Here is a 14,143-nt window from a genome sequence, read left to right on the forward strand (position 1 = left end):
TGCGTCCTGATGACGCTGAACTTGTGAATAGAGGAACAACCCCTAGAACTGGATGTAGGAGCTCGATGACATATGGAAACGATAGCTTTACAACATATATTGAATGATTCGGCTTGGCAGCTGCATTCACAGCCACAGGTTGTTGTGCTAGGGCACTTTGATGGACTTCATAGCGGGCATATTCATGTAATAGAGCGTGGCCTTGCATACAGTCGTGAGCATAATATCCCACTTGGTGTTATGACGTTTCATCCTCACCCCAAATACGTATTTGGAAGACAAGGCTATGAGCGATACTTAACTCCGCTTGCTGAGAAAGAGCGCCAGTTAGCGAAACTTGGGGTCGATTTTATGTATGTCGTTAATTTTGACCTTGAGTTCGCTCGTATTTCACCTCAGCAGTTTGTTGAAGCCTTGTGCAAGTTGAAGGCTCAGCATGTCGTATGTGGGTTTGATTATCGCTTTGGCTTCCAAGGCGCAGGTACAGCTGAATCGCTACGTGATATAGGAAAAGATTGTTTCACTGTTGATATCGTTGAACCATTCGATGATAAAGGGCAAAAGGTGAGCAGTACCCGTATTCGTGCGTGTCTGGATGATGGCGATATGGTTCAAGCTAATCACTTGCTTGGCCGTCCATATTCGATTACTGGTACGGTTGTGCACGGTGAGAAGCGTGGACGCGCGATTGGATTTCCAACTGCTAACGTAGATCCGGCAGAGCCATATTATATTCCGCGCTTAGGTGTGTATGCAGTACGCGTTCAAGTGCGAGGAGAAACGTATGATGGTGTGCTTAGCATAGGCTTGAAGCCTACTTTCCACAGTCATATACTAGCTCCGATTATTGAAGCTCATTTGTTTGACTTTGATGCGGATATTTATGATGAAACGTTGACTGTATCACTGATTGCGTATTTGCGCTCAGAGAAGAAATTCAATGGCATACAGGAATTGATCGAGCAGATTACACGAGATGCTGAGGATGCACGTGCAATATTGCGAGGCTAATGGCAAGATGTAATGGCAGTGATTACGTGTCCTGAATATGTTGAGTTTACTTTCTCTTATAATGATGCTATACTAGTATCGTTGTCTACAGACAACACTTGTCCATTGCTTGGTTACACGATCTCACCATCGGTAACGAGGCTATTGGAATCTAATATGAATAATGAAATTGGAGGTGAATAGGATGGCATTGTCTCAAGAACGTAAGCAACAGCTTATCGAAGAGCACAAGACTCACGCTTCTGACACAGGTTCTCCTGAAGTTCAGATCGCTATCCTTACGCAAAACATCGTTAATTTGACAGACCACTTGCGTACGCACAAGAAAGATCATCATTCCCGTCGCGGTTTGTTGAAAATGGTTGGTCAACGCCGTAAGTTGTTGGCTTACTTGAAAAACAAAGATGTTAAGCGTTACAGCGCATTGATCGAGAAACTCGGTTTGCGTCGTTAATAGCTCTAACCCAAGCAGCCTGGTTGTATATCGCCGCCGTGAGCGGCATGCAACTGGGTTGCTTTTTATCGTATAGTCAATTTGTTTTTACATACTTATATTCAGTTCTGACTGAATGAATGCTGGACAAGCTGGGATTTATCGGCTCACTGAATGAGAGACGGTTTTTGCAGCGCAAAGCAGGAAATAATGGTACACGTACAGAATTGGAGTATGGTTATACATTGAGGAGGGATTCCATGCATCGCATCGAGATGGACCTCGGCGGAAGACCGCTTGTACTGGAAACAGGACAGTTGGCTAAGCAAGCTAACGCGGCGGTAACTGTACGTTATGGCGACACAGTTGTATTGTGTACCGTCACAGCGTCCAAAGAACCGAAAGACCTAGATTTCTTCCCGCTAACGGTCAACTATGAAGAACGATTATATTCAGTAGGTAAAATTCCTGGCGGTTTCATTAAACGTGAAGGAAGACCGAGTGAGAAAGCTATTTTGGCGAGCCGCCTCATCGATCGTCCGATTCGTCCATTGTTCCCGGATGGATTCCGTAACGATGTTCAGATCGTTGATCTTGTGATGAGTGTGGATCAAGATTGTCCGCCTGAAATTGCAGCAATGATAGGTACATCTGCTTCATTGGCAATTTCTGATGTTCCGTTTAACGGACCAATCGGAGGCGTTATTGTTGGTCGTGTTGACGGTCAATTCATAATCAATCCTACGGTTGAGCAAGAAGGGAAGAGTGATCTTCATCTCGTTGTAGCGGGCACAAAAGACGCTATCATGATGGTAGAAGCTGAAGCAAATGAAGTGCCTGAAGAGACAATGCTTGAGGCTATTCTATTCGGTCACGATGAAATCAAGAACATTGTTGCTAAGATTGAAGAATTCGCAGCAATTTCAGGAAAAGAAAAAATCGAAGCGAAGCTTCATGCAGTTGATGAGGAAGTGAATGCGGCTGTACGTGCATACGCTCAACCTCGTCTTGTTGAAGCGATTCGCATTCAAGAGAAGCATGCTCGTCAAGATGCTATTGATGCTATTAATCAGGAAGCAGCTGAGCACTTCGAGCAGCTCTATATAGAGCAACCTGAAAAGATGGACGATGTTAAAGAGACATTGTACGATATCGTCAAAGAAGAAGTACGTCGTCTTATTACACATGACAAAGTACGTCCTGATGGCCGCCAATTGAGCGAGATTCGTCCGATTGAAAGCCAAGTAGGCTTGCTTCCTCGCACACACGGATCAGGTCTGTTCACACGTGGTCAAACACAAGCACTTAGCGTTTGTACGCTGGGCGCTCTTGGCGACGTTCAGATTCTTGATGGTGTAGGTACAGAAGAGTCGAAGCGTTTCATGCATCATTATAACTTCCCGCCGTTCTCTGTTGGTGAAGCAAGACCGCTTCGCGCGCCAGGACGTCGTGAAATTGGGCATGGTGCGTTGGGTGAGCGTGCATTGAGCAAAGTGATCCCGAACGAGGTTGATTTCCCATATACGATCCGTCTCGTTTCTGAGTGTCTTGAGTCCAATGGTTCTACATCCCAAGCTAGTATTTGCGCAAGTACATTGGCAATGATGGATGCTGGAGTACCGATCAAAGCTCCAGTAGCAGGTATTGCGATGGGTCTTATTAAAGACGGAGATCATTTCTCTATCTTGTCTGATATTCAAGGTATGGAAGATCACCTTGGCGATATGGACTTCAAAGTTGCAGGTACTGCTGAAGGTGTAACGGCGATTCAAATGGATATTAAGATTGACGGTATTAATCGTGATATCTTGTCTCAAGCGCTTGCACAAGCGAATGAAGGACGTATGCATATCCTTGGAAAAATGCTAGAAGCTATTCAGCAGCCGCGTGAAACGCTGTCTCCATATGCTCCAAAAATCTTGACGATGCAAATTAACCCAGATAAGATTCGTGATGTTATCGGCGCAGGTGGTAAAGTCGTTAACAAAATTATCGATGAAACTGGCGTTAAGATTGACATTGAACAAGATGGCCGTATTTTCATTGCGTCTCCGAGCCAAGAGGCTAACGAACGTGCTCGCGATATTATTGAGGGCATTGTACGTGAAGTTGAAATCGGCGAAGTGTACACAGGTACGGTTAAGCGTGTAGAGAAGTTCGGTGCTTTCGTTGAAGTACTTCCTAACAAAGAAGGTCTTGTACACATTTCCCAACTTTCTACAGAGCGTGTAGCAAAAGTAGAAGATGTCGTGAACATCGGTGACAAGATCGAAGTCAAAGTTGTTGAAATCGATCAACAAGGTCGTATTAACTTGTCCCACAGAGTATTGTTGGAACCAGCTAGTGAAGCAGGAACAGCTGTTGTTTCAAGTTCCAGCTCTCAAACTGCGCGTCCTCCACGCCCTGAAGGCGGTCGCAGACCTAATGGACAAGGTCCTCGTGGACCACGTCCAAACCAAGGCGGAAATCGTTCAGATCGTTCGTAATATCATTTGCTTGCCAAATGAGTTACTTTGTAAGAGCCAGATGAATCTGGCTCTTTTTTTGTTTGCAGCTACTTTTTTTCGGAGGATTGGTAAAAATAACGCGTTATGTTCATCCTAACTGATAGTTGTTTGGCTGTATCGAATAAGACGGTCCAAAGTCGCATAGAATGGAATGGATCGGAATGGACAACCATCGAAGGGGATGACCTTATTGAACGCAACGAAACAAAAGTGGATTGTTGTCGGCTTTGCTTGTATCATCACGTGGATCATAGTAGATTGGACCGGTGCAAGTAAATATGTGGCTGAACATAAAGCTCAACTGGTTAATAGTGATGCGTTTCAGATGAGCAGCAATTTAGATGAAATAGACGGAGATGAATTGCGTCAACGAATAAAGAAAGCGGCTGATGAGAAACGAGAAGCACCGATAAATGCTCGTATTGATCGCGTATGGAAAGCCGTTCCTGGTTATAATGGTCTTGAAGTGGATGTGGAGGCATCCTACGCACAAAGTAGCAAATTACCGAAAGGTACTCCGCTAAAACTCGTATACCGTGAAACGAAGCCAGAAGTAACATTGGCGGATTTGCCGATAGAACCCATATATAGAGGAAATGAAAATAAACCGATGGTTGCGTTTATGATTAACGTAGCATGGGGAAATGAACATATTGAGCCCATTTTAAAAACATTGAAAGACCACCAAGTGAAGACGACTTTCTTTTTAGATGGTTCTTGGGTTCGCCGTAATCCCGAACTGGCGAAGCGCATTACAGAAGAGGGACATGAGATTGGCAATCATGCCTATACACATCCGAATATGGCACAGCTTAGTGAAGGGCGACAGTATGTTGAAATGGAAAAGACAGAACGTGAGATTGAAAAGCAGCTCGGGATGCGAAGCATCTGGTTTGCACCGCCTTCTGGCTCGTTTAACAGTCTCACAGTAAAGACGGCTCAACAATTGAAAATGCGTACGGTGCTATGGAGTGCGGACACGATTGACTGGAATACCCCAAATGAACCAGGCACAATTATTCAACGTGTAAAGCCTAAGTTGAAGCCAGGGGTACTTGTACTTATGCATCCGACAGCAGCAACAAGCAAAGCTCTACCTACATTTATTCGTATGGCTAGAGAACAACAGCTAGAGCCAGGAATAGTGAGCGAGGTGCTGTCAGAGAAGCGGGTTATCCCAAATCAATTAGGGAATAAGTTGAGGTGACAGCACTTTTTTGATAGGATAAAGAGTGCATTGAATTGATTTAAGGAGGAGCTCCTGTTGGAAAAAGTGCAGCTGACAAACGGCCTGCGTGTCGTTTTAGAGAAAATTCCGACCTGCCGTTCAGTTTCGTTCGGCATCTGGGTGAAGACTGGATCGCGCAATGAGGATGAGACGACGAACGGTGTTTCTCATTTTATAGAGCATATGTTATTTAAAGGTACAGAGCGATACGATGCAAAGTCAATTGCTGAAGCATTCGATGGAATAGGTGGACATGTAAATGCATTTACTTCCAAAGAATATACTTGTTATTATACGAAAGTGCTTGATGAGCATTTGCCAATTGCTGTAGACGTGCTTTCGGATATGTTTTTCCGGTCACAAATGGCTGAAGAGGAACTACATAAGGAAAGAAACGTTATTCTCGAAGAAATATCGATGTACGAAGACACACCTGATGATCTCGTTCATGATTTGTTAACTCGTGCAGCGTATGGATCGCATTCGTTGGCGTATCCGATATTAGGTACGAAAGAACGATTAGACGCAATGACTTCTGCTGACTTGAAACGCTATATGAATCAGCATTATACACTCGATAATACCGTTATTGCTGTTGCGGGAAATATTGATGATTCGATTATCGAATTGCTCGAGCGTCATTTTGGTGATTTCCAAATTAAAGGGCAGTCTCCAGTTGTGGAGGCACCAACGTTCAAGAGTGAACTTCTATTCCATCAGAAGCAAACGGAACAAAATCATATTTGCATGAGCTTGCCAGGGTGCTCCATGAATGATCCGAACTTGTATGCGATGGTGTTGTTGAATAACATTATTGGTGGTGGGATGAGTTCACGCTTGTTCCAAGAGATTCGTGAGAAGCGTGGTCTAGCTTATTCGGTATATTCCTATCATTCTTCCCATATTGACAGTGGATTGTTTACGGTTTATGCCGGAACAACGCCAAAGCAGACTGCTGATGTGTTGGAACTGACGCTAGAAGTTCTGCAGGATGTTACGGTCAAAGGATTGTCCGACGAAGAATTGCGCAAAGGGAAAGAGCAATTAAAGGGCAGTCTTATTTTAAGTTTGGAAAGTACGAGTAGCCGGATGACTCGTCTAGGCAAAAATGAATTAATGCTAGGAAGACATTTCACATTAGATGAAATTATCGCTCGCATTGAGGCAGTGACACAAGATGATGTGCGCGAAATTGTCAAGAATATGACAGCACAGCCATTTGCAGTGTCGATGGTAGGCAATAATGACGCGGCGATTGCAGCATTCAGGAGGGATAGTCTTGTCCGTTAACAGCTATGAAGTTCAAATCAAGAAATTATCAGGTAATGAGGATATTCCTCTCCCACAGCAAATGTCTGAACTTGCAGCGGGGTTCGATCTATATGCAGCTGTAGAGGAATCGATTGTATTAGCGCCGGGTGAGCGTATGCTCGTACCAACAGGGTTTGCCATGGCTCTCCCACCACAATTGGAAGCTCAAATTCGTCCGCGCAGCGGATTAGCATATAAAAATGGAATCACATGTCTAAATTCACCTGGTACGATTGATGCGGACTATCGTGGTGAAGTAAAGGTGCTTGTTATTAACCATGGTAAGCAGGCGTTCAAGATCGAGCGTAACGAACGTATTGCACAAATGGTGATTCAAGAGGTGCCTCGCATAAAGCTTGTGCAAGTAGACGAATTGTCTGATACAATCCGTGGTGAAGGCGGCTTTGGCCATACGGGAACGAAATAATATGGCTCTGCCCTCGTATATTTTTATACAATGATTGAGACGACTGCTTCTATGCGAAGCAGTCGTTTTTTACAATTTTGGAGTTGTTTGCTTATAAGCACCCTTTCTGGGCGCTGGCATATGATGTTTTAGATGTGCAAGCGGCAAGTTAGAAAGGAGTGATTCGCAACCATGTTGACCGGCGTTCGTGTCGTGTTCTTAGGTGGCGATGCCAGACAGATCGAAGTATTTCAGAAGCTGTCAGAGTTGGATGCCAGTGTGACTCTCGTTGGATTTGACCAACTGTCAAATCCATACCATGGCATTCAGCGTAAATCGCTATCTCTTGAGTTGTTGAGGGATACAGATGCATTGGTGCTGCCTGCGGTTGGTACGGATGAAGATGGCCGAGTGCACGCTATATTTACATCTGAAGAAATAACACTAACCGAAGAAGATATCGCTGCGCTCCCTAAACATGCAGTCATATTTACAGGTATGGCTAAGCCATATTTAAGTAAGTTGTGTGCGAAGCATCGTATTACGCTGTTGGAATTATTTGAACGCGATGATGTTGCAATATACAACTCGATACCGACTGCTGAAGGTGCTGTTATGATGGCAATACAGCATACGGACATTACCATTCATGGTGCAGAAATTGTCGTGCTCGGATTGGGGCGAACCGGATTTACACTAGCGCGTACGCTACTTGGACTTGGTGCACGGGTAAAATTAGGAGTGCGCAGACCGGAGCATTTCGCTAGAGGGGTAGAGATGGGATGTGAGCCGTTTTATTTGGCTAATCTTGCTCAGCATGTGTCTCATATCGACTTGCTTTTTAATACGATACCGACTATGATAGTCACAGCGCAGGTCATTTCCCAAATGCCAAACCGTGCTGTGCTCATAGATTTGGCGTCGAAGCCAGGCGGCATTGATTTCCGATTCGCGGAAAAACGCGGTATTAAGGCAATGCTTGCTCCAGGACTTCCAGGTATCGTTGCTCCTAAAACAGCTGGTCGTATTTTGGCGAACAGTATCAGCGAATTGCTGAATGAAGTGACGCGAAGTCGGGGGGATGGCCAATGAGCTTGGATTTTACTGGGATAACCGTAGGCTATGCTTTGACGGGTTCACACTGTACATTTGATGAAGTGATGCCACAAATTCAACGTTTTGTTGATCTTGGGGCACGAGTTATTCCGATTGTTTCAACTACAATATTAACGACAGATACGCGTTTTGGTACGTCTAATCATTGGCAGAAACAGTTGAAAGATATTACTGGCAATGATATGATCACTACAATTGTTGAAGCGGAACCGCTTGGGCCATCCAAACTGCTGGATGTGTTGGTGATCGCACCTTGTACGGGCAATACGACTAGTCGATTGGCTAATGCTATCACGGACAGCCCTGTCCTTATGGCAGCTAAGGCGCAAATGCGCAATCAGAGGCCTTTAGTATTAGCGATATCGACCAATGATGGTTTGGGTTTGAACGCGGCCAACATTGCAAAGTTGCTAGTAGCTAAATATATATATTTTGTACCTTATGGTCAGGATAATCCTGTTCAGAAGCCAAATTCTTTAGTAGCGCGGATGGAATTGATTCCTGAGGCGTGTGCAGCAGCCCTGGAAGGTAAGCAACTGCAGCCGCTCATTATTGAGCGCTTTCAGTATACATGATAAGTCGCAAGGAGCGTGAAGACCCCGGTCCTCACGCTCCTTTGTGCTCCATATACGGGACAGAGGGGAGAAACAAAACAGATGTCGAATCAGAAGCAATTTAACGTTGCAGTAGTTGGGGCTACTGGAGCAGTAGGGGAACAGATCTTAAAGCTATTAGAACAACGCAAATTCCCGATCCGTAACTTGAAGCTATTATCTTCAGCTCGTTCTGCAGGCAAAACCGTTATGTTTAACGGAGTTGAACACACGATTGAAGAAGCAAAACCAGAGAGCTTTGAAGGTGTTGATTTTGCTTTGTTCAGTGCGGGAGGAGATGTAAGTCGTGCGCTTGCTCCGGCAGCTGTTGAGCGCGGTGCAGTGTGCATCGACAACACAAGTGCATATCGTATGGACCCAAATACACCGCTAATCGTTCCTGAAGTGAATGCGGATGTAATTAAGGAACATAAAGGAATCATCGCAAATCCGAACTGTTCAACGATTCAGATGGTAGCGGCACTCAAACCTCTCTATGATCGTTATGGCATTTCCCGCATTATCGTATCTACGTATCAAGCTGTTTCAGGTGCAGGTAGTAGCGCGATTAATGAGATGCTTCGCCAGACTAAGGAAGTATTGGAGGGGCGTGAAGTAGAGGCAGATATATTGCCAGTATCTTCGCTGCCTGTTAAGCATCAAATAGCATTCAATGCAGTACCGCAAATTGATAAGTTTCAAGATAACGGCTTTACGTATGAAGAAATCAAGATGATTCAAGAAACCAAAAAAATTATGGGCGACGATGACCTCCAAGTAACAGCAACATGTGTTCGTATTCCTGTTGTCTATGGTCACTCTGAATCTGTATATGTGGAATTGAAGCAAGATTTCGATATAAATGAAGTAAGGCAACTATTGAGTGATGCACCTGGAGTTACCCTCCAAGATGATATCGGGACGCAGACGTACCCGCTTGCGACAGATGCTGCTGGCAAGCTTGACGTGTTTGTGGGCCGTGTACGCCGTGATTTGTATCATCCATTAGCGTTAAATATGTGGATCGTATCTGATAACTTACTCAAAGGCGCTGCTTGGAATGCGGTTCAAATTGCAGAGCATTTGGCATCGGAGCGGCAGGAATAGGCAGGTTGCTCCTGCCTTTTTTGCGTGTTCTAATACGGTCAGTCATCTTAGTTGGAGGAATGTTACATGCGTATTTTAGTTCAAAAATTCGGGGGGACCTCTTTATCAACTCCTGAAGCAAGACAACGCGTTATTCATCATATACGGCGAGAACTCGAACAAGGCTATCGTCTTGCAGTTGTCGTGTCTGCGATGGGACGTCGTGGCGAGCCATATGCAACGGATACCCTACTTGAATGGACTGCGGACAATGGTAACGCATTGCCATCACGCGAGCAGGATTTATTGTTGTGCTGTGGTGAAATTATTTCAGCAACTACGTTGTGCAGTCTGCTTCAGGCAGAAGGAATTGCATCAACTGTATTTACAGGTGCACAAGCGGGCTTCAAGACTGATGGTCATCATGGTAATGCTCGTATACTAGATGTTAAACCTGATCGGGTTCGTGAAGCGTTGGAAAACAATCAGGTTGCTATCGTAACGGGTTTCCAAGGGCAAACGGAGAACGGTGATTTCACGACATTGGGCCGCGGAGGCAGTGATACATCTGCTACTGCACTTGGAACAGCATTGCGTGCTGAGATGGTTGACATTTATACGGATGTTAACGGAATTTTGACGGCAGATCCAAGAGTTGTTGAAGATGCGAAGCCATTGTCGGTAGTTAGTTATGCTGAAATATGCAACATGGCACATCATGGTGCCAAAGTTATACATCCGCGTGCAGTTGAAATCGCGATGCAAGCGCGTGTTCCTGTGCGTGTGCGTAGTACTTTCTCAGACGAAGAAGGTACACTCGTTACACATCCAGAATGCTTCAATCAAGTTCAGGATGGTATCGTGGATCGTTATGTAACGGGCATTGCCTATGTGAGCAACGTTACCCAAATTACGGTCGAAGCTCAAGAAGGTGCGGTGGACCTTCAGCTTCATGTATTTAAGGCAATGGCTCACAATCAAATCAGTGTTGACTTTATTAATGTAACCCCTTCTGGGGCGGTATATACGGTATTTGATACAGATGCACCAAAAGCGCTTGAAGTATTGCATGAAATGGGATATGCACCAAAATCCTTGTCTGGATGTGCCAAAGTTTCCGTTATTGGTGGCGGTATAAATGGTGTGCCTGGTATTATGGCTCATATCGTTGAAGCATTAACAAAACAAGAAATACAAATTCTTCAATCTGCGGATTCAAATACGACAATTTGGGTACTGGTCCGCAAAGATGATATGGTCCGTGCTTTACGAGCCTTGCATGCAAAGTTTGAACTTCATCGATAGACAAATTAAAGTACACTAAGACATAGATATAGAAAATGAGAGGCTGAGGCTTTTATAAGGAGGTGTTCATTATGGATTTTGGCAGATTAATTACGGCTATGGTAACGCCATTCCATAATGATTTAACAATTGATTGGGAACAAACGGGCAGACTTATAGACTATTTGATTGAGGAGCAGAAGTCAGATAGCCTCGTTATAAGCGGCACAACAGGCGAATCCCCAACTTTAACAGATGAAGAGAAAGTGGAGTTGTTCCAATTTGCTGTTAAGCATGCGCGTGGGCGCGCACGCATTATAGCAGGAACAGGCTGCAATAATACAGCTCATTCTATACATCTGACGCAGCAAGCGGAGGCAGCTGGAGTAGATGGGGTTCTACTTGTCGTGCCTTATTATAATAAACCAAGTCAGGAAGGCATGTATCAGCACTTCAAAGCTATTGCAAGTGCTACTAAGCTTCCAGTTATGCTTTACAATGTGCCTTCACGTACAGTATCCAGCATAAGCACAGATACAACATTGCGTTTAGCTAATGATGTACCGAATATTGTAGCTACTAAAGAGTGTGCATCCATTGACCAAATGGCTGAAATTGTTGCTAAGGCACCTGAGCATTTCAAGGTGTACAGTGGTGATGATATTACGACATTGCCAGGACTTAGTATCGGCATTTACGGTATTGTAAGTGTTGCTAGCCATGTCATTGGTCTGGAAATGAAACAAATGATAGAAGCATATGTTCAAGGTCGTAATCAAGAAGCACTTGAGTTGAACCATAAACTTTCCCCTGTGTTCAAAGGGTTATTTAACTGTCCACATCCAGTTCCTAACCCAGTTGCGGTTAAACATGCGTTGAACTTGAAAGGTGTATCCGTAGGCGGGGTTCGTTTGCCGCTTGTGCAAGCAACAGAGCAGGAACAAGATTTTATTAAACAATTGTTGGATTCAACTTGCTCGTAAAAGAATTCAATATTAATAAAAAAAGAAAGCGGCCGTGGTCGCTTTCTTTTTTTATTTCCACTCCAATTTAACTTAAAACTTTACACTCATCAGCCACTGTTTGAATGTTATGGAGTAAGAAATCAGGCATTACATGATATGATTTTGGGATTATATAGGCCAATAAAAACGCTTGCTTGTGTTTTTCTCACACGTTCATGTATAATGAGTTACAAGTGACTGGGTGCGGTATATTTTACAAAAGAAAGCAGTTCATTGGTGCGACGGCCAACTGAATATAGGAGGTTAAGATTGACATTGTCGAAGAAGAACAACTCGGATAAACTATTAATTTTTGCATTGGGCGGCGTAGGTGAAATCGGTAAGAACATGTACGCAGTTCAATATGGCAATGACATCGTCGTTATCGACGCAGGGCTGAAGTTCCCTGAAGAAGATATGCTTGGAATTGACATTGTTATTCCAGACATTTCATATTTAACAGAAAATCGAGATAAAGTAAGAGCAATATTGATTACGCACGGACACGAAGACCATATCGGTGGTTTGCCATATGTATTGCGTCACTTGAACGTTCCTGTGTATGGTACTCGTCTAACACTTGGTCTTATTGAGAGCAAGCTTAGAGAAGCGAACCTTCTTGGAGAAACGAAGCGCATTTTGATTACTGCTGATTCTGAAGTTCAGCTAGGCTCTATGCGTGCGAGCTTCTTTAGAACGAATCACTCGATCCCAGACTCCGTTGGAGTATGCTTAGATACTCCTGAAGGGGCTGTTGTACATACGGGTGACTTCAAATTTGACCACACACCTGTTAATGAGCAATATGCTGATCTTCACCGTATGGCTGAAATCGGTAAAAGAGGTGTACTAGCTCTGTTATCAGACAGTACAAATGCTGAACGTCCAGGCTTTACGCCTTCAGAAAGCAGTGTTGGAGTTGAACTAGAAAATATCTTTAGCAAAGCTCAGCAGCGCGTCGTTGTTGCTACATTTGCTTCCAATATTCATCGCGTTCAGCAAGTTATTGATGCTGCATATGCAACAAACCGCAAGCTTACAGTAGTTGGAAGAAGTATGGTGAACGTCGTCTCCATAGCTTCAGAGTTAGGCTACTTGCACATTCCAGATGGAATGCTCATTGAGCCTGAAGAAGTAAACAAAATGGCTGCTGATCGTGTTGCTATTTTGTCAACAGGAAGCCAAGGGGAGCCAATGTCTGCATTGACGCGTATGGCACGTTCTACGCATCGTAAAGTGGACATCCTTCCAGGTGACACAGTTGTAATCGCAGCGACGCCTATCCCAGGTAACGAGAAATATGTGGGTCGCACAGTTGATGAACTGTTCCGATTAGGTGCAAATGTAATTTATGGCGGTTCAATGACTGGTGTTCACGTTTCCGGACATGGTAGCCAAGAAGAACTAAAGCTAATGATTAACTTGATGAAACCTAAATATTTCATCCCAGTTCACGGTGAATATCGCATGCTTCGTCATCATGCAAGATTGGCAGAATCAGTTGGCATTGAACCTGAAAATATCTTTATTACAGATATTGGAGAAACGATTGAGATTCAGAATGGAGTTGCTCGTCGCGGCTCTAAAGTACCATCTGGCTATGTACTTATTGATGGTCTTGGAGTGGGAGATGTAGGCAATATTGTTCTGCGCGACCGCAAGCTGTTGTCACAAGACGGTATTCTCGTCGTCGTCGTTACATTAAGTAAGCAGGACGGTACAATTATGTCTGGTCCAGATATTATTTCACGTGGATTTGTTTATGTTCGTGAGTCTGAGGGTCTACTCGATGAAGCGAATCGCATTGTTACATCCACGCTGCACCGTCTTATGAATGAGAACGTCAATGAGTGGGCTTCACTTAAAACACATGTGAAAGATGCTCTTGGTCGTTTCTTATACGAACAAACACGGCGCCGTCCGATGATACTTCCAATCATTATGGAAGTATAATAATTGCTACAAATATTATATCGTGTGACCTTAGGTCGCGCTCACGTCACTGAATTCAGTCCTTTGCCTACCCGGCAAAGGACTTTTTTAGTGTCATTAGTTCATCCGATTTTATTTTTAATCATCATGCTCTGTGCTTACTACTTCAAGAAAAACAATTATAAATATGCTGCATAACGATGCAGTGGTCTACGCAAGATAAGCGTGTATT

12 protein-coding genes are annotated in these 14,143 nt (G+C 44.0%); all 12 read left to right on the plus strand.

The window, feature by feature from the left end; translation table 11 throughout:
- The first annotated feature begins 72 nt into the window (after nt 1-72).
- The 12 genes from NQ117_RS17450 (at nt 73) to NQ117_RS17505 (ending at nt 13,932) form a co-directional block, all read left to right on the plus strand.
- On the plus strand, nt 73-1,011 hold the full coding sequence (locus NQ117_RS17450; RefSeq protein ID WP_258279290.1) for a bifunctional riboflavin kinase/FAD synthetase: 939 nt from the start codon (nt 73-75) through the stop codon (nt 1,009-1,011).
- A gap of 184 nt (nt 1,012-1,195) precedes the next feature.
- A complete protein-coding gene (rpsO, locus tag NQ117_RS17455) occupies nt 1,196-1,465 on the plus strand; it encodes a 30S ribosomal protein S15 (protein WP_028595531.1) in 270 nt (89 codons plus the stop codon).
- Between the two features lie 239 nt (nt 1,466-1,704).
- On the plus strand, nt 1,705-3,930 hold the full coding sequence (pnp, locus tag NQ117_RS17460; RefSeq protein WP_258279291.1) for a polyribonucleotide nucleotidyltransferase: 2,226 nt from the start codon (nt 1,705-1,707) through the stop codon (nt 3,928-3,930).
- 202 nt (nt 3,931-4,132) lie between these two features.
- A complete protein-coding gene (locus NQ117_RS17465; RefSeq protein ID WP_258279292.1) occupies nt 4,133-5,158 on the plus strand; it encodes a polysaccharide deacetylase family protein in 1,026 nt (341 codons plus the stop codon).
- 57 nt (nt 5,159-5,215) lie between these two features.
- Nucleotides 5,216-6,469: a M16 family metallopeptidase gene (locus NQ117_RS17470; RefSeq protein WP_258279293.1), complete on the plus strand. Its 1,254-nt coding sequence runs from the start codon at nt 5,216-5,218 to the stop codon at nt 6,467-6,469.
- Nucleotides 6,459-6,917: a dUTP diphosphatase gene (dut, locus tag NQ117_RS17475; RefSeq protein WP_258279294.1), complete on the plus strand. Its 459-nt coding sequence runs from the start codon at nt 6,459-6,461 to the stop codon at nt 6,915-6,917. The genes NQ117_RS17470 and dut overlap by 11 nt, the downstream gene beginning before the upstream one ends.
- A 171-nt stretch (nt 6,918-7,088) precedes the next feature.
- Nucleotides 7,089-7,988 (plus strand): dipicolinate synthase subunit DpsA, encoded by a 900-nt coding sequence (gene dpsA / locus NQ117_RS17480; protein WP_258279295.1) that lies wholly within the window; start codon nt 7,089-7,091, stop codon nt 7,986-7,988.
- Nucleotides 7,985-8,587, plus strand: a complete 603-nt coding sequence (locus NQ117_RS17485; protein WP_375163086.1) for a dipicolinate synthase subunit B — start codon at nt 7,985-7,987, stop codon at nt 8,585-8,587. Before dpsA ends, NQ117_RS17485 begins: the two co-directional genes overlap by 4 nt.
- An 81-nt stretch (nt 8,588-8,668) precedes the next feature.
- Complete coding sequence (locus NQ117_RS17490) at nt 8,669-9,712, plus strand: aspartate-semialdehyde dehydrogenase (RefSeq protein WP_258279296.1); 1,044 nt, start codon at nt 8,669-8,671, stop codon at nt 9,710-9,712.
- Between the two features lie 66 nt (nt 9,713-9,778).
- Nucleotides 9,779-10,996, plus strand: coding sequence for an aspartate kinase (gene dapG / locus NQ117_RS17495; protein WP_258279297.1), 1,218 nt, complete (start codon nt 9,779-9,781; stop codon nt 10,994-10,996).
- Nucleotides 10,997-11,067: 71 nt separating this feature from the next.
- On the plus strand, nt 11,068-11,958 hold the full coding sequence (gene dapA / locus NQ117_RS17500; RefSeq protein ID WP_258279298.1) for a 4-hydroxy-tetrahydrodipicolinate synthase: 891 nt from the start codon (nt 11,068-11,070) through the stop codon (nt 11,956-11,958).
- 297 nt (nt 11,959-12,255) lie between these two features.
- Entirely contained in the window at nt 12,256-13,932 is a 1,677-nt protein-coding gene (locus tag NQ117_RS17505) for a ribonuclease J (RefSeq protein WP_258279445.1), read from the plus strand.
- Nucleotides 13,933-14,143 lie beyond the last annotated feature (211 nt).

The sequence above is a fragment of the Paenibacillus sp. SC116 genome (genome assembly GCF_024733555.1).
In the GTDB taxonomy this organism is placed as follows: domain Bacteria; phylum Bacillota; class Bacilli; order Paenibacillales; family Paenibacillaceae; genus Paenibacillus_B.

Bases quoted from the DNA above. Each gene is read 5' to 3' on its own strand.
- pnp (WP_258279291.1), top strand. From the start codon at position 1,705: ATGCATCGCATCGAGATGGACCTCGGCGGAAGACCGCTTGTACTGGAA.
- dpsA (WP_258279295.1), top strand. From the start codon at position 7,089: ATGTTGACCGGCGTTCGTGTCGTGTTCTTAGGTGGCGATGCCAGACAG.
- NQ117_RS17450 (WP_258279290.1), top strand. From the start codon at position 73: ATGGAAACGATAGCTTTACAACATATATTGAATGATTCGGCTTGGCAG.
- rpsO (WP_028595531.1), top strand. From the start codon at position 1,196: ATGGCATTGTCTCAAGAACGTAAGCAACAGCTTATCGAAGAGCACAAG.
- NQ117_RS17490 (WP_258279296.1), top strand. From the start codon at position 8,669: ATGTCGAATCAGAAGCAATTTAACGTTGCAGTAGTTGGGGCTACTGGA.
- NQ117_RS17465 (WP_258279292.1), top strand. From the start codon at position 4,133: ATGACCTTATTGAACGCAACGAAACAAAAGTGGATTGTTGTCGGCTTT.
- dapG (WP_258279297.1), top strand. From the start codon at position 9,779: ATGCGTATTTTAGTTCAAAAATTCGGGGGGACCTCTTTATCAACTCCT.
- dapA (WP_258279298.1), top strand. From the start codon at position 11,068: ATGGATTTTGGCAGATTAATTACGGCTATGGTAACGCCATTCCATAAT.
- NQ117_RS17485 (WP_375163086.1), top strand. From the start codon at position 7,985: ATGAGCTTGGATTTTACTGGGATAACCGTAGGCTATGCTTTGACGGGT.